Genomic DNA, 21,601 nt, shown 5'->3' with positions numbered 1-21,601 from the left:
AAACCTGTTTTTGGGTTTATCACCAATGGTAATGAATTTCAATTTATTAAGTTGACGAAACAGGGTACACCGAGATATGCATTATCTTACACACTGTCACTGAATCGTGGAGATGACCTACATACTGTTGTCAAAGTGTTAAAACGCCTAGCTCATTTAATTCGTAATTCGTAATCTTGTAGGGTGCGTTAGCCAAGGGCATAACGCACCATCCTAATCCTATCGCTAACACACGCTAATAAATTGTCATCGCCAAGCTATTTATTATAGCGGTGTGCAGTTCAGTGAGATACAAAAACTTTGCTGAAATGATTTTACAGCAAGGACTTTGGTGTTCTCATACAATCGATAACCGCTATATTAAATTTTTTAGATGTAGATAATCAATAATATTTTGAAGCGGAAAAATTTTTATATCTAGTAATAATTGAATATTATGTGGCAGCCAGACCCTCAAGAATTGTTAATAGATTTCATACTAATAATAGCATCATGTTTTTTGGGAGGAGCATTTGCCGGAATAGCTACGCTAATCATCACAAGGAAAAGTAATTTTTATATTGAAATATTTAGACTATTAATTGGGGCTATAGGAGGGTATGAAGGTCTAGTAATCTTTTTTATTTTTAATCGTGAAGACAAGAATCCAAATGAAATACTTAAATTAATTATTTCTGCTCATCAAAATTTAAATTTAGCGTTCACTGGTAATACTACATTATTGATATTATTCATTATGATTCTGTTATCAGGGGCAATAGGTGCAAGTGTAGCTATATTTATCATGAGAAAGGTATTTCGCTGGCGTTCATAAATTACTGAACTATAGCAATTCTATTTGATTTGTGAAAATCACAAGACTCAGATCCCCGACTTTTCTAAGAAGTCGGGGATCTCGTTGTTCACGAATGATTTAGGATTGCTATATAATCCAATACGGTTCGCTTAAGCCCAAAAAATAAAAATGTGTAGTTAAGGAACGAAACCTGACTTTTCAGGGGGTTTGTTGGGTTGCGCTCTGCTCCACCCAACCTACAAATATTCTTAACGACACAAAAACCGTCCCTCTCCGAGTCGGAGAGGGATAGACTTGAACTTTAGTTCAAGGCAGGGAGAGGTTCGTCGAACTCACGTTAAGTTGACTACCCTACCCTATCAACTCACTTGCGATTCAACTACACCCACGGGACAAGATACGTTTGTTCCTCCTAAACCACAATACCCGTTAGGATTTTTAGCGAGGTATTGCTGATGGTAAGCTTCAGCGTAGTAGAACTCCGGCGCATCTAAGATTTCTGTGCTAATCTTGCCATAACCCGCACCGTTGAGAGCTTCCTGATAAGCTTCCCGCGATGCTTCTGCTAGCTGCTTTTGATTTTCGGAATATACATAAATTCCCGAACGGTATTGAGTGCCAGTATCATTACCTTGACGCATTCCTTGGGTAGGATTGTGGCTTTCCCAGAAGACTTTGAGTAGTTCGGCATAACTAATCACTTTGGGATCAAACACAACCAACACCACTTCATTGTGACCGGTTCGCCCACTACATACCTCTTCATAAGTGGGGTTGGGTGTTAATCCAGCAGCGTAACCGACTGCGGTGGTGTAAACTCCTTGAAGTTGCCAAAATTTGCGTTCTGCACCCCAAAAACAGCCTAAGCCAAAAATTACCTTCTCAAATCCATCGGGAAAAGGAGGTTGTAAGGGATTTTTGTTGACATAATGAGCTGCGGGTACTGACATAGATTGTCTCCTTCCTGACAAAGCTTCTTCAGGTGTGGGCATAACTGACTTTTTGCCAAATCCGAATAGTGCCATTGATTTTGACTCTGATATATATCTTTACCTTATTTACCATTGTAAAGATTCTGGCATCGCTTGGGGTTTTCTCAGAGTCATCATTGGATTGTGTTTATCCTTACAGATGCATCTCAGTGTTTGCTCTTTAACTAGTTAATACTATTCATCAAAGAATAACTTGCCATCAGAAGTACTCATGGATAAAATACCAAAAATTGACCGCCAAAGGGAGCATCAAGCGAACGAACGTACTTTTCTGGCTTGGCTACGCACTTCAATTGCATTGATTGGCTTTGGTTTTGCGATCGCGCGATTTGGTATATTTCTGCGCCAGTTGAATCTTGCGATTACTCAACAAGAACCTCCCGTACATCAATTATCCAACTCAGAAAATTTGGGTGTTGCTTTGGTAATTTTTGGAATTTCGACTATTGCTTTAGCTACGTGGCGATACAACCAAATTTTCTGGCAAATTGAACAAGGCGACTATAGACCAAATAGGTTAATGGTTTGGATAATGACCGGAGTAGTAATTATTTTGGGAATTCTCAGTATTCCTTTGCTTTTGAGGCGTGATAAATTACCTTCTCGTTATTCTGTTCCAATTCAACCACAGTCGCGTCGCTTTGCTCCCAATTCAAAATTTAAAATCCTTCGACTGAATGCTCACGACAAGTCCAAAAATCAAAATTAATCATGTTAAGCTGTTCCACATTTAACTTGCATAATTCTTGCATTGTCACTACCTCTTGAGAAATTCAATTATGGGTGCGTCTGTGCAGAACAACCTGATTCTTTCCTGTTTGCTTTGCCTCAAGCATCGCCTGATTTGCTTGATTTAGCAAATCGTGAAGTTTGATACCTGGCTCTGATATAGCTATTCCAAAAGAGGCGGTGATGCTTTCGAGGATCTGATCACCATCTTTCAGTTCCATTTGAGAAAGAGCATCTCTTAGTTGCTCTACTCGTTCAAGGAGGGTTGACAACGCAATATTAGGCATTACAATCACAAATTCGTCACCGCCCCATCTGCAAGGAATGTCAAAGGAGCGAATAGAGTTTAACAGCAGCTTTGCTACTTCCATGAGAACAATGTTGGCAGTCAAATGCCCATAGCGTAAGTTGTAAGATTTGAAGTCATCGATATCAAAGAAAACAATGCCAAGAGATTGCACCAACCGTTCAGCTTCCGCTAGCCTCTGATCTGTTACAGTTTCCATATAGCTACGATTGAATAGTTGAGTCATCCGATCCCGCAAATTCTCATGGGTTAGACGTTGTTTTATCGATAGATTATTCAGTCCAAAGCCTAATGTTCTAGCAATAATCTCAGTAATTTGTTGATCTTCTTGACTGATTTCTTCAAGGGCATGGATGTGTAAAATCCCAACTATTTCGCCTTGTCCAAACAATGGAAGACACAAATGTGTGCCGCTAACAGGCTGGATTAAGTGGCTGCACATAAGTCCTGAATGACGAGGCGATAAAAGGTTTGCTTTTCCTCGCCCCAATGCCCAACACTCAGATTGTGAAAAGATTTCTTTACTGGTTTTTTCATCTCCCCAAATACTATTTATCTGAACATAATTCTTGGAATTAGCAATTATACAGATACAACCAGTCATATTAGGAAACAGCTTAGAACAGGTGAAAGCGATCACTTGATACACCTGATCTTCAGATTCGCAGGAATAAAGCATATATGCCATATCTGAGAGATATATAAGTTCTCGTTTTTTTGCCTCTAATTTCAGTGTTTTTTCTTCTAGCTGCCGATTTAGATCGGTGAGCGATCGCTGTGCTTCTATAGATTCTGTAACATCGATACTAATGCCACCGATGCGGTGAGCGCCGGTTGCGTAATCGTTAAAGGGAAACTTAAACGATAGCCAGTAGCACGGCTGCTCATTACCAGCTATCTTTATCTCTTCAATCAGCTTCAAGGGGCGTTGAGTCTTGAAAACGACTTGATCGTTTTCCATTACCCTCTGCCCCTCTTCTGGATCTGGCAAGAATTCACTATCCGTTTTCCCCAACCATTCTTGTGAATCTACCAAAAATCTACACTGTAGTTCCTGGTTGTAGTAAAGCATTCTAGATTGCTCATCTTTGATATAGGCTCCAAAGGGGCCTTGATCCAGGAATAGTCGTTGCATTTGCTGGCTGAATTGAAGTTCACCGATATTTTCTTGAGATTTGGTGAGCGCCTCTAAAATCTGATCGGCGGTTGTTATCAGGCACAGTAAGGCAGACAAAGAAATAAACGCCATTATGTCGAGTACGCCTAAGTGCAACAAGGATACTGCCGAATGTGGCTCAAAGATCGCCAAAAAGTGATGAAATCCGCAAGATAGTATGAATCCACCGGATAAGAAAAAGGCTAGCCAAAACTTTTCAGGGATAGTTGTCTTAGTTTTATTAAATAAAACTGCTATTACTATGGGGATGCCAAAGTATGAAAATGCAGTAATTCCGTGAGCTATTATGCAATTCCAGTAAATAATTTCCATTGCTCACATCATATAGGTAGGGAATCAATACTTGTCGAAGGGGAAAGAAAAAACCTTTAACCTTTACCCAAAACCCAATTCCGAGTTGAAAATGCTTAACCGAGAAGTATTGGGTAGGGAATCTGAAATCATTTCTGAAAATCTTAAGTAGTGTAGGGTGTCCACCCTGCTTATCTAATTGGTGTTATTTATTAGTAAGGTAATATATCGGAATTTGATATTATTGTCAAATCAGGTATCTCTCTAATGAATGACGATTTCCGGCTCATTTATTTCCTTAAACTTATGCAAAATTCCCGATATGTTCTCACTTTTTACCCTGTTGTATCGAAATCAAACGTTATATATTCATTTTCGATTTTTCTTTCTTCATAGTTATACAAAATTCCCGATATGTTCTCACTTTTTACCCTGTTGTATCGAAAACGTTTGATTTCGATTTTTCAACCTTTTGAGAATATCTGAATTCAAAAATTTATATATAAATAATGCTTAAATACAGGCTGAGAATTTATTTAGCTGTTAGTTGCTTTATTCTAGCTTTATAGTTATGATTTGCATGCCATCTGTTCAACAAGTGGAAAAGTTGCAAGCAGAAAGCTTAGAATTAGTAAATTCGTGCTTTAGTCCTTCAGGAACAGCTTCTCACACTTATTTTCCTTAGTAGCGAAATCGTTAAAGTAAGAAATCAATAGTTGATCGGGAAAGCCCTTTTAACTAATCTTTTATAGAGAAGTCTAGTTTAGAGAATTTTGGATGAGTTTTATATAACCGAATGCGTTACACAAGCATTCACTAAAGGTAAAAGCGGCCCTAATTGCTCTTGTCCATTCACCGCTAAATCGCTATGACACAAATAAACTCTCTCGGATACGCGAGACAGTAAATCTGTCAAAATCCTTCGTAGTCGTTGTTCTTCTGCCAATTTCTCATCTTCTGCTGTCCAAGGTTCGCCTAATCTATCTCGCAGAAAAAACGGCGCGCCAAACAAAGTAGCCGCGCCACCTTTCGCCCATAGGGGTGAACCAGCATCTAGCCAAAAATGCCACTGGTGCGATCGCCTACTAGACCGATATTGAAATATAGTTGCTAAGGTGACAGCCTTTCTCGCTCCACCGATGGGACGCACAGGGTAAGGGTTGGCGGTAATTGTACCACGTCGCAGTAATTGAATGAATTCGATAATAGTTGTCTGAGGTGTTGTCTCAACTGGGGCAATTTGTCGTAACCTGGTGTCAATTTCCCAATAATGTTGGGCGGTTTCTAATAATTCCCGCAATGCTGCTAGTTGTTCATAAGGAAGATTACTACCATCCCACAAAAAGCGCTGAATTGCCCTATCTAAAAGGGAAATAGGACTGGGAATTAACCGCAATTCTTGTTGCGATCGCTGCTGTTCTAACCACTGTAATATCTCATTATAAGCTGTAGTCGCTGCATAGCCGATTCTGTCCCAGCGCTCGAAGGCTGACACTGGTAGCAAATTGGGGCGATCGGGATGGGGTACAAAGCAGTAATCTGCAATCAAACCAGCACGTACCGGATCAATATTTGTAGAGACGCGATGAATCGCGTCTGTTGTAGATACCCGATTCATCGCGTCTTTAGAGTTTTCTGGTGGTTGTTGTTTTCTGCTTAAGACAACCAGCATTTCTGCCACAGCATCCCGATCTACGAGGCGACCCAAGCCGGGATAAACTAGTGCCAGCATGGTGAGTAATGCGCGAATGATAGGTGAACTAATTAGAGGACGTTGATCATTGAGCGATTCTACTGGGATATTTTGCTTGATGAGGATTTCTACTAGAGTATAACGAGCGATCGCATCTAAACCCGGTGCAATAATCACAACTTCTTCAGGTTGTACTTGCTGCGATTGGATCGCATTAGCAATTTCCTCTGCTGTTTGCCGCAATAATTGGGCGCGGGAGGTGGTTTGAATTGAATACACTGTTTTTGGTAAACTCAGCAGTATCATCGGTTCTGTGACTAATTCCACCATCCGTTTAGTCAGTTGCTCGCTCAGGGACTCTGGAGGTGGCCCGGTTAAAATTTCTACCCGACAACGCTCTGCTAAACCTTCTAGATAGTTGGGATCTGCTCCCAATCCCAATCGCACTGCACCGTCGGGATTGTAGCTAAATGCGCCAACTGCACCGCGATCTAATAGCAATTCAAACAAAAGACGCGCTACGCTAGGATAGTCATCGACATCATCTGCTAGTACTGCCTGATAGCGTTTAGTTAGGTGCTGCTGGTAATTGCGATCGCTTAATAAGTGCTGACTATAAAGTTCGGTAATAATCCCATAAGTCAGCAACCCCCTCTCTAAACACCAATTACGCCAATCTAGTAGCAAAGATGCCAAAAATTCCGGCTCTAAAGTTGTGGTATTTTCCCCCATACCCTTGGACAAAATCTGGGCAATATCTTCGCAAGGTACACCACTGTAAGCTGCTAATTGTAATAAGTCTAAGATGCGACGCACCAAGCGAGATTCATTCACTCCCGCCATACGTAAAATTTCTTCGTCTAATTGAGAACGCCAAAGTTTCGTTGCTAACTCTTGCTCCGTTTCTGGTCGCAATCTTACCGGAAACTGTGCCTTCAGGTTCAACGAGTTAATTAACAACGGCCAAAATAAAATAACTTCATCCTGAAAAAAACCTAGTGGGGTCTTCGCACGAACCGGATATTTACCCAAGGTAGACGTAACAATTATATCCCCTAATTCTCGACGATTATCATCATTGGCAGCTAAAACTAAAACTCCCGGCTCTGTTTGTTTAAGATATAAAAATTCGGGTAGATAACCAGTTTTTTTACGTCCTGTTTTTTTAGTATAAAATGATTCAGTATATTGATTTTCTGATTTGACCCAATTACCAAATTGTTCTACCAAGCGAGCCGTCTTACCACTGCGGCTAGTGCCAACAATCCAAACCGAATGAGAAACCACAAACTTTCTCCTTATAGATTTGCTAGTATACCTCGTGCGTTAACTTAAGTTAATAGTCACCAAATAATGCTGAATGATTGTCTGCAATGAAAAACTCTGTTTTTAGTCAAAAAATCTATTCTTTCTTACTTGCTGCTTATCGATGGTACTTACAGACTCCTGAACGTTCTTTATATGAAGCTTACGATGCAGCATTAAAGATTCAGGAAATAGAAGATAAGCATTTCAATGGTAATAAAATAGACATTGACTCAGCCATGTACAGTAACAGCGTGATGGATTATTTTGAGTCAGACCTCAACAAACTATTAAAAGTTGTCAGAATGCGGCTGACGGAGTTTAGAGCAAGTCGTTGGGTTCTAAATGAAGAGGATCAAAAAGCTGCTCAAAAAGCAGGTATAGAGTATCTAACTCCTTCTTTAGTTTTGGAAAAGCTAAACTATATCGACCAAGTTACATCTAAATACACAACAAGTTCCGATCGAGCGACTTCCAAAGATTTAGTAGTACGACCTCCAAATCTACCAGCTAACTCTGTGATATCTGACGAAAAAGCGCTGCTCGTCAATACTCCAACATTACCACCCAAAATACCAACTCAAGACTTGGAGAATAAACCAAAAGTCAAGCGTAAAACCGATACGATAGGTGTTTTACCTCGTTCTATTTTAAGTACTATCAGTCGTCTGCAAGTTGAATTAGACCCCAATTCGGAACAAGAAGTAATTCAGAGTTTTCGTCAAACTCAAAGAAGAACAATAATATCTCTCAGGTTTATTTTACTATTAATTATCGTACCACTTTTAACGCATCAAATAGCAAAATCTTTCGTAGTCGGGCCAATTATTGAGAGATTTAGAAGCGCTCAAGAAATGCAGATATTTCTCAATTCCGAAATGGAAGAAGAAGCCCTTGTAGAATTACAAAGATTTGAAGAAAAGCTCAAGTTTGAAAATCTCATTGTCAAAGCTCCTCCACTTTTGCCTGAGCAGGTGGAGACTGAAATGAAAAATAAGGCGATAGAACTAGCTGAAGAATTTCGTCACGAAAGCTCTGGTGCGATCAAAAATGTTTTTGCAGATATGTTTTCGGTGGTTGCTTTTATCTGGCTTTTGCTAGTTAGTAAGTCTTCTATTGCTGTACTCAAAGATTTCTTTGATAATATTGTCTATGGACTTAGTGATAGTGCAAAAGCATTTATCATTATTTTGTTTACTGATATCTTTGTCGGCTTCCACTCTCCTCATGGCTGGGAAGTACTCTTAGAAGGAGTGTCACGCCATTGGGGATTACCAGCAAATAGAGATTTTATCTTCTTATTTATTGCCACATTTCCGGTGATTTTAGATACCATATTTAAGTATTGGATCTTCCGATATTTGAACCGGATATCGCCTTCTGCTGTTGCAACTTATCGTAATATGAATGAATAGGGAATTGGGCATTTTATCTCGTTACAAGGCTCTGCCTTGTAATGCTCTTGTGGGAGGCTCTGCCTCCTGTGAAACCGGGAGGCAGAGCCTCCTTGATCACATTCCCAGGCAGAGCCTGGGAACGAGGCAACGAATTGGGAATTTTGATGGAAAAGACACTTGCTTGGTTAGGAAAGTTTAACAAAATTCTCGCCATCAGTTTACCTGTGGTTTCGTCGATTTTACTGGTGCGGATGCAATCTTTGACGCATCAAGAACTTGTTTCGCCAGAATGTCAGGTGAAAAAGTGGGATATACCAGTTTCCTTGAATACGGAAAATCAAGATGCATTTTCACAAAAGCAAGAATTACCATTAATCCCAAGACTACCAATTACTTGTTGTCAAAGTGATACCTCTTGTTTGGATGAAGTACTCTATGGACAAATACCAGAGAAAAAGGCTCTGATGAGTGCGATCGCTCGTAGTCTCCAATATCTGCAAACAACTAATGCTGCGGCTGCTTATCAAAACTATCCGGTGGCTGGGATTACGCGCGATCGCATTTTCAAAAGCTTGCAAAGATTCCGCGAACTCTTATTAAAAACTAATTCTGCAACAGAATTACATCAAGCTATTGATCGGGAATTTGTTTTTTACCAGTCAGTTGGTAAAGATAACAAAGGTTCCGTTTTATTCACCGCCTATTATGAGCCACTTTATGCAGCCAGCCGCGTCCCCACCAGAGAATATCGCTATCCCGTTTATCGCTTACCTCCTGATTTCAACTCCTGGCCTAAACCTCATCCGACACGCGAGGAGTTAGAAGGCGCAGATGGTTTACAAAGCGCAAAAGGTAAATTGCGAGGATTAGAGTTGTTTTGGTTTAGCGATCGCCTCGAACCATATTTAGCTCAAATTCAAGGTTCAGCGAAACTTCAGCTTCCCGATGGGACTCAAACAACAATCGGCTATGCTGGGAATACCGCTTATAACTACAAAAGTATTGGGCGAGAATTAGTTAATGATGGCAAATTACCGCTAGAAGGCGTAACTATGCCAATTATTCTCGACTATTTCCAAAAGCATCCCCAAGAATTAAATATTTATATTCCACGCGATCGCAGTTTTGTTTTTTTTCAAGAAAATCACGGTCAGCCAGCCCAAGGTTCGATCAATGTACCATTAACAGCAGAGCGTTCTATTGCTACAGATAAATCTCTTATGCCTCCTGGTGCTTTAGCGTTGATTCGCGCTTCCATTCCCTTTGTCGATTCTACCGGAAAAATGGAGGAGCGCATTATTAGTCGCTATGTTCTTGACCAAGATACCGGAGGTGCAATTAAAGGTGCAGGTAGAGTAGATTATTTTTTAGGTACTGGGAAAATTGCTGGCGATCGCGCTGGTGTTACAGTCAGTAATGGACAATTATTTTATCTATTACTCAAGTCCAAGAACCGAAATAATTCGTAATTCGTAATTCGTAATTCGTAATTCTTCTTTACGAACGCGAACAGCGTGTCGGAGATAGGGGCCGCGCCAAATTTTCTCTCTTTCTTTCTTTGTGTCCTTTGCGCCCTTTGCGGTTCGTTCCTCATATAGTTTGGCGCATCTTCATACAGAATTGGTATTAAACCCACGGAACTAGTTAAACACATCCGCATTTTTATACTAAAATTCCCGACTTTTCAGATAAGTCAGGAATTTTAGCCTTCCGAATTACGAATTACGAATTACGCTTCCAAATCCATCTCCCCATCATCATCGTCATGATCGTAAGGGATATCATCAAGGTCTATCATTTCAGAAATTTCTTCTACTTCAGTTAGATACTCAGATTCTTGATGTTCGCGCTCAATTAGACGACCTGTTGACTTTAGCCATTCTAAAAGAATAAACTCATTACTTGTACGAATTACAGGCGCTCGCTGGTTACGAGGTTCTTCACGTAAAGGACTTATAGGCATAAAAAAAACTCACTTTCAATTACAGGTTAGCGTACAAAAACATCAAAATTGTACATTAAAGTTAAAAGTCTTGCATGACAAGGCTTTTCTCAACAGACAAAATATGACCCTTTGAGGTTTTCATCTCAAGTCCATCTAGCTACTTACCATTAAAATGTCACCGTGTCAGTTTTAATAATAAATATTCCAGCCGATGCAATATATAATATTACAAAGCATTTGGTACTTTGGCGAGAGTTTCATACATATCAGAGGGTAATGCAGACAGTCTATTTGCTACAGCGACTGCATCAGCTAAGTTACTAAATTGACACCGGACTATCTCTTGTCCATTTCCTGAAGGGAATCGCTTTCTAGCTTTATTAGATACAGCACAAATAATCCCTAAAGCTTTGGCGAACCCGTCTTTTGTCAATATTGTTTCTTGAGCGAACCCTTCAACAGGGATAAGACAAACCTCAAACCGATAGCCCGGCCTGGGAGAAACAGCTATGTCGATATATGGTTTATCTTCTTTTCTAATTCGGCGTAAATATTTAGCTGTCGAATTAGTATCATGCAAATCAGTCCCAAGGGCGTAAGTAAAAAAGCAATCTTCTGTGAGGGACTCAGGACGAGTAATTATATCCGTGGGCATAAGTTCCAGTATTATCCGTATGTTGTCTGCGTGTTTGACACACTAGACTTGTCAATTCTTCTTAGCACATTTTTTTTGACAGTTAGGTGTATCAGTGTCACGCCAGGTATTACAATACATTTCAGCTAACTAAAATTTCAATCTTGGGAATACTCAAGACTCTTATTTCTAAAAGTCTTAGCTCTATTAACGAATGGCACGAAGTTAAGATACAGACACCTTTAGAATCAAAGGGTGTAGAGATTTAGATTCGGGAAGCGTCTATATAGATAGTCAAGTCACATGACCGAAAATATTTCTCAACAAATAATATGATAACATAGTTGATGCCAAAACTTGTGATCGCTTCACTTGCTAGCATGGGGGAATGGCTAAAAGCAATTGCGATCGCAAATTATCTGATATGTAATTTATTTTACACATTAAATAATAAAACCCCAGAATTGTAAATATAATCCTGGGGCATAATTGTCATATCCTTACCAAGATATTTATAAATCTAAAGAAGGCAAGGGTATGTGAAGTACCCCACCGTATAGACGGATGGGGCTTCGCGTCTCATTCGCCGTTGCCAGGTTAGGTATTCTTATTGCTAAGAATTCGGGACTAAACCCGATGATGGTCTTACACAACGTCTCTCGGTTTTCACCGTTTATCTCCTCAAGGGAGAACCCGCGCAGCCGCCCTGCTTCCAAAGGCAGTTGATTACTTTTTCGTACACCCCTGTATGGCTTATTTTTACCGCAGGACGTAACCTTGCGAACCAGTGACCGAGGTCTTTCCCCCATTCTCTCGCTCTTATTCAAGGCATAGCATATTACTGCTACTGTGACCGTTGTGTTATGAGTCGATTGGGTGGGTCAACAATCATTTATATCATAACATAGATGTATCCATCATGGCGATACATCATGAAAGAAAGATCCATCAGAATTAGGCTTTCCCAAAAACGGAATGACAAGCTGAAGGCTTATGCACAAAGCAAAGAAAAAACAGTTACGCAATTGGTCGAAGACTGGATCGACAGGTTGCCTAGCCCCAGGATTGACGACTTCGACGCTCTCTTACGAGACGCTAAAAGCGTAGCTTGCTTCTCTGAAAGAGTACGCGGACTCGCTAACGCTACGCTATCAACCAACCCACTCCCTAATCAATCTGACGATTGATGTCGGTCGGAGTTGGCTTCGTCGTCGTCCGGCTATCCATCCCCGCCCTGTAGAGGGACGGGGAATTCTGCCGAATCAGTTAAAACCAAAAACACTATTCAGGCAATTATGGGGCTGGATTAAAAGCAGTGTTCACATAAGTATTGACAACAGTTCGAGCCTGATTTTTAATCCCATCAGGAAGAGGAGCATATCCTCTAGCTATAGCTATTTTGTTCGGGTCGATTGTCAAATCTGTTCCTGATGCTGGAACAGGTGGTACTCCTAAAGCCCAGTTGATGAATCCTTTAATACCATTTGCTACATTAACGTTTGCATATTTGTCATAAAATAGCACGTAAGTTGCGGTAACAATGGGATAAGCATTTGCAGCTGCTGGATCGGTAACTACAAGTTTAATCCGCCGAGCATTTGTATCTTGGTCAGTCGCACCGACAAAAGCATTTGAAATTGAAGTTGATGAGATAGCATTGTAAGTACCTGCCTTGTTCTTTAAGACAGCAGCTTGCAGATTATTAGCTAACCGCGCAGCACTATCAACATAACCAATTGCACCAGCAGTAGCTTTAATCTTAGTGGCTACACCTCCACCTCCTGAAGCAAATTGGAAACTAGCTGGCCAAACAACTGTATCGGCTGGTAGTGGATTGGGTATACCACCAGTTTGAGCAATACTTTTTTTACCAACTCCTCTATTCCATGCAGCACCAAATGCCGCTTTGAGATGACTGCTTAAAGCAAAAGTAGTACCACTATCATCACTACGACGTACTACAACAATGGGCTTACTGGTTGAAGAAATTGCTACATTGCCGTTATCTGCTTTAATTTGGGGAGCATTCCAATTTGTGATAGTACCGTTAAGAATACCAAGGTAAGTAGCTCGTGAAAGCTTAATTCCGCCTGGTGGTATATTTAAACCAGCAGGATTGTAAGCTAACGCGATTCCGACGGTGATCACAGGTACTTGGACGTATGGAACAGGGTTTTGGGGAGTACCTGCGGGGGTAGGAACGTTGTTGGGACTGCCAACAACTCTTTCTGTTCCTGATACGGGATCGTCAGTAGCAGCAAAAGATACTGGGGCTAAAATAGTCGCAGTATTAGGTGGTACTGGTGGTACAGTTTGATTGAAAAAAGCTGTTAGACCTGTGCCGCTACCAACCGAAGCATATCTGAATGTAATGCTCGAATTCACAGGGCCATAAGTTCCGTTTGGGAATCCGGTTAGGGCTGGGGGTACATTGTTATTGAGAGATGGGGGATTTCCAACAGCGTAAGCGTTAAACCATGAGTCTTTCGGCGCAAGAGGATAGGTAGTTCCAGTACCTATAAGCAAAGTAGTTATAGAGCTTGCACCCGCACCATTTATCGAGGTTACTCCAGCTGGGGGAGGTGTGGTGGAGGTCTGAGCTAGAGATTGATGAGTAGCAGATTGACCTACTACTAAACCAGTTGCTATGGCAAGTAAAGTAATTGAACTTACCAATTTATTCGATTGGCGATCGCAATAAAAAACCATATCATGCTCCTTCAAATTAATTTTTGGTTCGACACCGGATCAAATCCAAATACAGTGTCAAAATTGCTATTAAGAATAACCTTTTGTCAGCATAAAAATTTGCATAAAAAGGTCATTATTATTTGCTAATTAAAAACTCTACATTCTCAACGTAATTTGGGATAAATAAACATTTAGTAGCTTTGTTAGAGTGTAGTGGCTAGTAGGTACTATGAATCACGCTTCAATTCCCATTATTAGTCTCTTATACCCTTTCAAAAGCCATGTTTAATTTTACCAAATTACTGTTTTTGGTATGGCAATTTCATCTAAACTATGAAAATTCCTTTCTTTAATGTAGATATACAGCAGTTTGACAGAAACTACCGCTACAAGCGAAGTAAAGAAAGTCAGAATTTCACGAATCTTTTAGGAATGCTATAAGTAATAGCTGTTAATTTTTGCCAACGAAATCAACAGTATAGTGTCAAGGTAAAGCTTAAGTCATGATTACATTATGGAATGATTAAAAAAACTAAATATATTTGGGGAATTTAGAGGTGTTTGAAAAGTATTTTTTATAGTATTTTTATTCCTTCCTACAGATAAAAATCATTACCTTTCATTTATATAGATAATTTGGCTTATTAAGGTTTTTTAGAGGTTTTAATCAGTATTTAATAAAGTTTACTAATTGCTTGACAAAAAACACACTATCTGAATTATTTTGACCCAAGAGTTTGTGACTATATTCTGTCAAAATCGTGGATTTTTCCCGATTTTTTGTGTTTTTCACGACATCAAAAGAAATAAATAGTGGTTTATGCTACTTAACGAAATCATTAATCGTGCCATTCACGTTATTGATTCAGTGCTAGGACGGTTTTTGTGGTGTAAGTAAAACAGGCTTTATGAGTGCTTTTTAAATATGGCTATAGCAACATTTAAGGCATTTTCTCACTAACCGCCTAAGCGAAGAACTTATACCAATCTTAGATACAAATGCGCTCAACACTTAGTTTGAGTCGTAGTGATATCTCGTAGGTTACGGAGTAAAACCCAACACATACAAGATGTTGGGGTCTTGGGTTTCGTCCTTCAAACATCCCACTTCACTAAACTTTTTTGAGGTATTCAATGAACAAGATTAATCTGTACAAACAAAGCCAGAGCAAAAATAAGGTATTGATTTTAACTTCCCTAACTGTTTTGGCTTCTTCATTAGTACTACCTTTCCAACAAGCCTTTGCTGCAACATTAACTACTGTCGTAAATTTCAACGGCATCAATGGAGCTACGCCAAAATCTGGCGTATTCAAGGGTAACGGTACTGATGGTAATCTTTATGGAACTACTTCTGCTGGTGGTACTTCTGGTAAAGGAACTGCATTCAAGTTAACTCCTGCTGGTTTCACTACTCTGACTACACTGATAAATTTCACCGGAACATCTGGAACCAATAAAGGGACTAATCCAGTTGCTAGATTATTTCAAGCAGCCGATGGTAATTTATATGGGGCAACCTTTACAGGGGGTACAAGTAATCTCGGCACAGTGTTTAAGTTGGCAAAAACAGCTTTTACAACCTTGACAACTTTTGTGAATTTCACAGGCGCTAATGGGGCTAACCCAGCAGGGCGACTGATTACGGGCGGTGATGGTAATTTGTGGGGGACAAGCTCTACAGGTGGAACCAATAATAAAGGAACTATATTCAAGGTTTCGCCCACTACCGGCGCACTCACCAGCATCAGAAGTTTCAGTGGTACTAATGGAGCAACCCCATTAGCAAGATTGCAACTGGCTACCGATGGAAACTATTACGGTAGTACTTCTGCTGGTGGAACAAGTAATAAAGGAGTTGTGTTCAAGTTAACTCCCGCAGGAATACTGACTTCATATAGCTTTAGTGGTACTAATGGGGCAAATCCGCAGTCTGCATTAATTGAATCTAGTGGATTCCTCTACGGCACCACTAAACTAGGTGGAGTCAACGATAAAGGGGCTATATTCAAGGTTCCCATCGGTGGCGGTACACCAGTTTTAGTTGCCAGTTTTAATGGCACTAATGGGGCCAACCCAACAGCTGCACTCATCAAAGCAAGCAATGGTAACTTTTATGGAACAGCTTCTGTTGGTGGGGCAAATAACAAAGGAGTTATCTATCAGCTGACTGGGGCAAGCATCACCGGCTTAATTAGTTTTAATGGTACTAATGGGGCCACGCCAGAGTCCACGCTAATCCAGCTATCCAATGGTGCATTTTATGGTACTGCCTCTTTTGGCGGTACTTCTAATTTAGGAACTGTGTTTAAGTTTGTCATCTAGTTCTAAATCTAATCGGCGTGTAGAAAATGGTAAAACGTATATTTAAACGTCTACCATTTTTCTACAATCAATCTAAACTTTTCAAAACAGGTATTTGAATTTCAGTCTAATTTACTACTCACCGGGCGACTAGAAGTCGCGGCTACACAAACAAAAGCTACCGATCCTGGGTTGAAAACCCTTGATTTTCTCTTAGTCCACGGAGGTGGATTAAGTTCTGTGTAGTAGCGAATTCTATTCGCCTAATACTTTTCAAACATCCTCTAAGAGCAAACCTACGGTGTACATATAAGTCTGAAACATTTATAGCAGTTCGCTCAGATACCTGTGAAGTCGGGAAATTCAAGGCTTTGAAGTTGGTTGATCGAGGCTATCTGTATGAGAAGATTGAGAAAATTCTCAAAGTCGATATTTGCAATCCAGTTTCTCAAATCAGAGAAATTTAGTTTTAGATAAATCTTAATATAATGTTAACTTAACTTCAGAATACTGATGTAGAATATAGAACTTTACTACAGGTTTATAATTTGATTAATAATGGATAGTGTTAAAGTATGTTAGATATAATAGCTGTAAAATTTGATACGGATAGTCATTATAGTACACCATAGGAAAATTAGCAAATGTTTAGACAAAGTTCTCACGAGAGAAACTTTTTCAAAGCTTTAACTGGTAGTGCGGCGAAAGAATCTCACAAGTTCAGACTGGCATTTAAATCCTGTCTGACTGTTTTGCTTGAATCTGTACCTTTTTTGATTGCTTGTGCTGTATTCGTTAGTGTTATCAGCCTAAAAAGTCCTATCCTGCTCTTTTGTTTACTTGTTGGTAGTTTAATTGCAGTCATCACCCAGCAAATTGGGCAGCAAGTGAATTTACCAAAGCGATCGCTAATATTATTACAAATTTTAGCAGCAGCGATCGTTCTGAGTTTATATTGGTTAGACTGGTTTGCAGCCCCCGCACAAGCACAGTTTTTTGGGGAAGCTGAAAAGTTTTTCAAAAAAACCTTAACAGCAAACAATGCTGGTGCTAGCGACACGCCGGTAAGCTTGATATTTAATGTGTTACGGGCAATTTACTTACTTTATATTGCCATCTCCCTAGTTGGTGTGATTAATGCAGTGCGTAAAGATGAAGATTGGCAAAGTATCGCCAGAACTCCCCTATTAGTGGTTGTTGCTGTTACTATTGCTGATGTACTCACACGCTTTGTAATTGGCGATAGCAGTAAATAATTTAGATATTTCAAATGTCTCAAGAGCGGGAACAAGAATTTCGTCCAGTCAATCAGGTTTTGGGAAGTCAACCTTCATTAGGGCCAATTCCTGCCGATCAAATTCTTCCTTGGACAGTAATTGCCCTAGCCTCATATTTTATGATCAATGGAATTTTTGGGGGTCTTTTTCAAGAAGAGTTTCAAAAATGGTTGTGGACAGTACTAATGACCGGTTGGGGAATCGGAACTTGGTGGATTTTAACTGGTGGTAGGAGTTGGAGTTTTTTAAGTAAATTTATTGGAGTTCCCGCTTGGACAAGAGGCTTTGCTCGTTATCAAAGCTTACTGGAAGTAAACCATGAAGCAAAAAATCGGAAAACAAAGCGTCGGCATCGCCGGAAGTGAAAGTAGTAGATTAACACCATTTGAAGATGCGTTGCACTTGGCAACAATGCTGCGTGTCGCCATGAATGGACGTGATATTGGCGCTTACCTTTTGACAAAAGGCAATCAAAAAGATCGATTTTGCTTTGTTTTTGGTTTTGATTGTAAGGGAATTCATACCACCTTAAGACCTGAACAAATCGATACACTTTTTAATAATATTGAAGCCGGATTAAAAGATATTCCTAGCGGTGAAAGAATGACACTGCACTTGGGTTCTTTTAGTTCCGATAAAGAGCGTCAAAAAGAATTAGCAACATTAATCAGAAATTCGCCATCACGAGATATCAAATATTTGTTGATGGCGGAGAGAGCCAGGGTTAAAGAACTGACTATTTCTGGAATTCGTAAACCCAAATTTTTGCGGATTTATGTCACTTACACCATTGAATCTAACTCCCAACATGCAGATGATTGGATAGAAAAGCTGTTAGTCAAAGCTGAATCGTGGTGGTTGAAATTTAAAGGGGATCTCTCAGAAGTCGAAAATCAACGGATTGAAACCCTGATTACCAATGCTTACAACCAGGGTTTTCTGCGTTGGGAACAAATCTTATCTAACAAAATGGGATTGGATGTCAAACCTTTGACTGCTGATGAACTCTGGGGGGACATCTGGAAAAGATTTAATGATACGCAGCCAATAGATATTCCCCAGTTAATGACTTTAGATGAACAAGGACTGCACGAACAAGTTAATTCTGATTTAGCTAGTACTAAATTGCTTCTAGAGAATATCCACGGCACAACTTTGCTGATGGAATCTAGTGTACCTTGTGCCGATCGCCGTTGGGTTAATGTTAACAATCGTTATATTGGCGCACTGTCATTTCTCGAAAAACCTGGCGGTTGGGTAAGTAAATCGGCTCAACTGCGCTATTTATGGGAACTCTTGGCCAGAGAAACAGTAGTAGATACAGAAATCTTTTGTGAGTTGACTGCGGCAAATCCAGCATTGGTAAAAACTACTCTCCAACGAGTGCTGAAGCAGTCAAACATGACAACGATTATGGCTCAAGAAAAAAGTAAAACTATTGATGTCAACGCTCAATTAAAGTTGAAGAAATCGGTAGCAGCACAAGAACAGTTATTTGAAGGTGCAGTCCCGATTTATACGAGTGTCGCAATTTTAGTACATCGTCCCACTGTAGAAAAATTAGATGAGGCGACAAGATATATTGAAAACTGTTTTCAACGTCCAGCCAGGGTAATTAGGGAAACTGAATATGCTTGGAAAATTTGGCTGCAAACTCTACCGATAGTTTGGGAAGGTTTATTAGCAACACCCTTCAACCGTCGCCAGCTATATTTAACCAGTGAAGTTCCGGGATTAATGCCGCTAGTTTTAACCAAAAAAGGTGACAAACAAGGCTTTGAGTTGATTGCTGAAGAAGGCGGAACACCGATACATTTAGATTTATTTAATCAGCACAAAAATTTAGCTTTGTTTGCGACAACTCGTGCTGGTAAATCGGTGTTGGTATCAGGGATTTTAACTCAGGCTTTGGCGCATGGAATTCCGGTTGTGGCGTTAGATTTCCCGAAACCTGATGGGACATCAACTTTCACTGACTACACAGAGTTTATGGAGGGGAATGGAGCCTATTTTGATATTTCTAAACAATCGAATAACTTATTTGAACAGCCAGATTTACGATCGCTAGAAGCAGAACAACAGCGCGATCGCTTTAACGATTATACCGCCTTCCTGGAATCAGCGTTAATGACAATGGTTTTAGGATCGTCCACCGAAAGTCAAATTTTATCGCAAACCGTGCGATCGCTGCTCAACTTAGCTTTAGAAGCCTTCTTTAAAGATGAGGGTATCAAAGAGCGATATCGCCAAGCAATGGCGGGGGGATTTGGTACTCTTGCTTGGCAGAAAACCCCAACTTTAAAGGATTTTCTGTTTTTCTGCTCACCCGAACACTTGCAGCTAAGTTCTTTAACTGGCAGAGTAGAAGACGCTCTCAGTCAAATTCAGTTACGCTTACGGTTTTGGCTTTCTAGCCGCGTCGGACAAGCCATTTCTGCACCATCCAGCTTTCCTACCGATGCACAACTTTTAGTTTTTGCTCTCAGAAACTTATCAGATAGTGAAGATGCAGCCGTACTATCCTTGAGTGCTTATTCAGCCGCACTCCGACGCGCATTAGGTAGTCCAGCTTCTATATTCTTTATCGACGAAGCACCAATTCTATTTGAGTTTGAGCAAATTTCTGACTTAGTTGGTAGAATTTGTGCCAACGGTGCTAAAGCTGGTATTAGAGTTATCTTATCAGGACAAGATCCTGACACTATAGCTAAATCTAAAGCTGCATCGAAAATATTGCAAAACCTGACAACCCGATTGATTGGACGTATTCAGCCAGTTGCAGTTGACAGTTTTGCAGACATCTTGAAATATCCCCGCCAAGTTATTTCTCGTAATGCCTCAGAAAGCTTTTTTCCCCGCAAAGAAGGCGTTTATAGCCAATGGTTATTAGATGATAACGGTATTTATACATTCTGCCGTTACTATCCAGGTTACGAACAATTGGCAGCAGTTGCTAATAACCCTTATGAACAAACTGCGCGTAGCCAAATGATGCAACTTCACAGTGACAAATATGAAGCAATTTCTGCGTTTGCACGTCAGTTAGTGGCGAATCTGCGTAGTAGTTAATCTGGTTATTTAAGCTGTTAGCAGTGAGTCAAACAATTTTGAATTTTAGATTAACTGCATCTTTTCTTGGGTTGCAGTTTGGGGATTTTAGATTTGATAGAAGGCATCGCAGCCTTGCTCGAACTGAAAAACTAATTCTCTTATCCAAAATCGGTACAGTTTAAAACCTAAATTTCTACCTCACTCTATAATGTAATCTACCTTTTCAGGCACAGATATATGCAAAAAACTACCATTTTTACTTTTACCTTGCTATCCCTAGCAATACTACCAGTAATGGCACAAATTCAGACGGGTGGATTAGGTCAGGTTTGGACTGATTTTCAATCATATTCCACAGATTTACAAAACTACCTGCAATATAATCTGAGCGACAACTTAAAGCCTGTAGAAGTACAGAGTCAAAATGCTCTGAGTAATTCCAAGGGAGAATTGAATATACCTAATCCTGTTATTGCGGGACAAAAAGTTCGTGATAATTTGATTCTCTACTCTTCTAATTCCAACTCTAGAGCCAGTCGTTTTGAGAATAATTCAGCAGTGCAGGGAAATTTAGTTAGCAATGAACTCAACCGTGTAATTACCCGTGGAGTAGCAGTAGGTGTTCTTGGTACAAATGGACAAATTCGGGCAAAAGCGAAGTTAGAAAGTACTGAAGAATCTTTAAAAAATATTACAAAATTTGCTGATGACAATGACATTCAGCAAAAGATCCGGTCTCTTGCGGGTAGTACAACGGCTGTAGCTAGTGGTTCTGCCGGATTAGCAGCAGTGCTAGGTCTCACTCAATTGCAAACTACTCAAATTCAACAGGAACAAGTAAAAATTATAGCTGAAACATTTGGTCAGACATTACAAACGAATCAGTATTTGCAATATTCCAACTTAAATTTAGCAAATATTTCTCAACAGGCAGAAGAGGCGAATCGCGCTCGCAGAGTAGAAACATCTACAGAAGCGGCGCGACTTTTACGAGCGACTTCTCAACTAGATT

17 protein-coding genes are annotated in these 21,601 nt (G+C 40.0%); 11 read left to right on the top strand and 6 right to left on the bottom strand.

Annotation, left to right across the window (positions count from 1 at the left end; genetic code table 11):
- Positions 1–436 precede the first annotated feature (436 nt).
- Positions 437–814 (top strand): hypothetical protein, encoded by a 378-nt coding sequence (locus HWQ37_RS07715; RefSeq protein WP_292745523.1) that lies wholly within the window; start codon positions 437–439, stop codon positions 812–814.
- A gap of 341 nt (positions 815–1,155) precedes the next feature.
- Here HWQ37_RS07715 and msrA read toward each other — a convergent pair whose 3' ends face one another.
- A complete protein-coding gene (gene msrA / locus HWQ37_RS07710) occupies positions 1,156–1,821 on the bottom strand; it encodes a peptide-methionine (S)-S-oxide reductase MsrA (RefSeq protein ID WP_292745521.1) in 666 nt (221 codons plus the stop codon).
- A 178-nt stretch (positions 1,822–1,999) separates the two neighbouring features.
- Here msrA and HWQ37_RS07705 point away from each other — a divergent pair, with 178 nt between their 5' ends.
- Positions 2,000–2,497 carry a YidH family protein gene (locus tag HWQ37_RS07705; RefSeq protein WP_292745519.1) on the top strand — a complete coding sequence of 166 codons (498 nt, stop codon included), beginning with the start codon at positions 2,000–2,002 and terminating at the stop codon, positions 2,495–2,497.
- Between the two features lie 64 nt (positions 2,498–2,561).
- On the opposite strand, the gene HWQ37_RS07700 is transcribed toward HWQ37_RS07705, so the two are convergent.
- A complete protein-coding gene (locus HWQ37_RS07700; RefSeq protein WP_292745517.1) occupies positions 2,562–4,313 on the bottom strand; it encodes a diguanylate cyclase in 1,752 nt (583 codons plus the stop codon).
- A 763-nt stretch (positions 4,314–5,076) separates the two neighbouring features.
- Entirely contained in the window at positions 5,077–7,272 is a 2,196-nt protein-coding gene (locus tag HWQ37_RS07695) for a PD-(D/E)XK nuclease family protein (protein ID WP_292745515.1), read from the bottom strand.
- A 77-nt stretch (positions 7,273–7,349) separates the two neighbouring features.
- Here HWQ37_RS07695 and HWQ37_RS07690 point away from each other — a divergent pair, with 77 nt between their 5' ends.
- Positions 7,350–8,705 (top strand): proton extrusion protein PcxA, encoded by a 1,356-nt coding sequence (locus HWQ37_RS07690; protein ID WP_292745513.1) that lies wholly within the window; start codon positions 7,350–7,352, stop codon positions 8,703–8,705.
- Positions 8,706–8,851: 146 nt separating this feature from the next.
- Positions 8,852–10,156, top strand: a complete 1,305-nt coding sequence (mltA, locus tag HWQ37_RS07685) for a murein transglycosylase A (RefSeq protein ID WP_292745511.1) — start codon at positions 8,852–8,854, stop codon at positions 10,154–10,156.
- A 260-nt stretch (positions 10,157–10,416) separates the two neighbouring features.
- Here mltA and HWQ37_RS07680 read toward each other — a convergent pair whose 3' ends face one another.
- Together HWQ37_RS07680 and HWQ37_RS07675 are read right to left on the bottom strand one after the other, a co-directional pair.
- On the bottom strand, positions 10,417–10,650 hold the full coding sequence (locus tag HWQ37_RS07680; protein WP_292745509.1) for a DUF3134 domain-containing protein: 234 nt from the start codon (positions 10,648–10,650) through the stop codon (positions 10,417–10,419).
- A gap of 208 nt (positions 10,651–10,858) precedes the next feature.
- The gene (locus HWQ37_RS07675) at positions 10,859–11,287 is read right to left on the bottom strand and encodes a hypothetical protein (RefSeq protein ID WP_292745507.1); all 429 of its coding nucleotides are present in this window, start codon (positions 11,285–11,287) and stop codon (positions 10,859–10,861) included.
- A 326-nt stretch (positions 11,288–11,613) separates the two neighbouring features.
- Between HWQ37_RS07675 and HWQ37_RS07670 the strand changes: the two genes are divergently transcribed.
- Both HWQ37_RS07670 and HWQ37_RS07665 read left to right on the top strand, forming a co-directional pair.
- Positions 11,614–11,736, top strand: a complete 123-nt coding sequence (locus HWQ37_RS07670; RefSeq protein WP_292745505.1) for a hypothetical protein — start codon at positions 11,614–11,616, stop codon at positions 11,734–11,736.
- A gap of 462 nt (positions 11,737–12,198) precedes the next feature.
- Positions 12,199–12,453, top strand: a complete 255-nt coding sequence (locus HWQ37_RS07665; RefSeq protein ID WP_292745503.1) for a hypothetical protein — start codon at positions 12,199–12,201, stop codon at positions 12,451–12,453.
- 106 nt (positions 12,454–12,559) lie between these two features.
- Here HWQ37_RS07665 and HWQ37_RS07660 read toward each other — a convergent pair whose 3' ends face one another.
- Complete coding sequence (locus HWQ37_RS07660; protein ID WP_292745501.1) at positions 12,560–13,975, bottom strand: substrate-binding domain-containing protein; 1,416 nt, start codon at positions 13,973–13,975, stop codon at positions 12,560–12,562.
- A 1,116-nt stretch (positions 13,976–15,091) separates the two neighbouring features.
- Between HWQ37_RS07660 and HWQ37_RS07655 the strand changes: the two genes are divergently transcribed.
- The 5 genes from HWQ37_RS07655 to HWQ37_RS07635 all read left to right on the top strand — a co-directional run.
- Positions 15,092–16,282 (top strand): choice-of-anchor tandem repeat GloVer-containing protein, encoded by a 1,191-nt coding sequence (locus HWQ37_RS07655; RefSeq protein ID WP_292745499.1) that lies wholly within the window; start codon positions 15,092–15,094, stop codon positions 16,280–16,282.
- A 623-nt stretch (positions 16,283–16,905) separates the two neighbouring features.
- A complete protein-coding gene (locus HWQ37_RS07650) occupies positions 16,906–17,517 on the top strand; it encodes a hypothetical protein (RefSeq protein WP_292745498.1) in 612 nt (203 codons plus the stop codon).
- Between the two features lie 14 nt (positions 17,518–17,531).
- Positions 17,532–17,903: a hypothetical protein gene (locus HWQ37_RS07645; RefSeq protein ID WP_292745497.1), complete on the top strand. Its 372-nt coding sequence runs from the start codon at positions 17,532–17,534 to the stop codon at positions 17,901–17,903.
- Positions 17,857–20,607: a hypothetical protein gene (locus tag HWQ37_RS07640; protein WP_292745495.1), complete on the top strand. Its 2,751-nt coding sequence runs from the start codon at positions 17,857–17,859 to the stop codon at positions 20,605–20,607. The genes HWQ37_RS07645 and HWQ37_RS07640 overlap by 47 nt, the downstream gene beginning before the upstream one ends.
- Before the next feature lie 219 nt (positions 20,608–20,826).
- A partial coding sequence (locus HWQ37_RS07635; RefSeq protein WP_292745493.1) for a hypothetical protein occupies positions 20,827–21,601 on the top strand: 775 nt, incomplete at its 3' end.

The sequence above is a fragment of the Nostoc sp. NMS4 genome (assembly GCF_017115095.1).
In the GTDB taxonomy this organism is placed as follows: Bacteria; Cyanobacteriota; Cyanobacteriia; order Cyanobacteriales; family Nostocaceae; genus Nostoc.
This window is presented reverse-complemented; position numbering and strand designations above follow the sequence as displayed.

What these genes read in the sequence shown, in the direction of transcription:
- HWQ37_RS07715 (WP_292745523.1), top strand. Translation starts at nt 437, where the DNA reads ATGTGGCAGCCAGACCCTCAAGAATTGTTAATAGATTTCATACTAATA.
- msrA (WP_292745521.1), bottom strand. Translation starts at nt 1,821, where the DNA reads ATGGCACTATTCGGATTTGGCAAAAAGTCAGTTATGCCCACACCTGAA.
- HWQ37_RS07705 (WP_292745519.1), top strand. Translation starts at nt 2,000, where the DNA reads ATGGATAAAATACCAAAAATTGACCGCCAAAGGGAGCATCAAGCGAAC.
- HWQ37_RS07700 (WP_292745517.1), bottom strand. Translation starts at nt 4,313, where the DNA reads ATGGAAATTATTTACTGGAATTGCATAATAGCTCACGGAATTACTGCA.
- mltA (WP_292745511.1), top strand. Translation starts at nt 8,852, where the DNA reads ATGGAAAAGACACTTGCTTGGTTAGGAAAGTTTAACAAAATTCTCGCC.
- HWQ37_RS07680 (WP_292745509.1), bottom strand. Translation starts at nt 10,650, where the DNA reads ATGCCTATAAGTCCTTTACGTGAAGAACCTCGTAACCAGCGAGCGCCT.
- HWQ37_RS07675 (WP_292745507.1), bottom strand. Translation starts at nt 11,287, where the DNA reads ATGCCCACGGATATAATTACTCGTCCTGAGTCCCTCACAGAAGATTGC.
- HWQ37_RS07670 (WP_292745505.1), top strand. Translation starts at nt 11,614, where the DNA reads ATGCCAAAACTTGTGATCGCTTCACTTGCTAGCATGGGGGAATGGCTA.
- HWQ37_RS07665 (WP_292745503.1), top strand. Translation starts at nt 12,199, where the DNA reads ATGAAAGAAAGATCCATCAGAATTAGGCTTTCCCAAAAACGGAATGAC.
- HWQ37_RS07660 (WP_292745501.1), bottom strand. Translation starts at nt 13,975, where the DNA reads ATGGTTTTTTATTGCGATCGCCAATCGAATAAATTGGTAAGTTCAATT.
- HWQ37_RS07655 (WP_292745499.1), top strand. Translation starts at nt 15,092, where the DNA reads ATGAACAAGATTAATCTGTACAAACAAAGCCAGAGCAAAAATAAGGTA.
- HWQ37_RS07650 (WP_292745498.1), top strand. Translation starts at nt 16,906, where the DNA reads ATGTTTAGACAAAGTTCTCACGAGAGAAACTTTTTCAAAGCTTTAACT.
- HWQ37_RS07645 (WP_292745497.1), top strand. Translation starts at nt 17,532, where the DNA reads ATGTCTCAAGAGCGGGAACAAGAATTTCGTCCAGTCAATCAGGTTTTG.
- HWQ37_RS07640 (WP_292745495.1), top strand. Translation starts at nt 17,857, where the DNA reads ATGAAGCAAAAAATCGGAAAACAAAGCGTCGGCATCGCCGGAAGTGAA.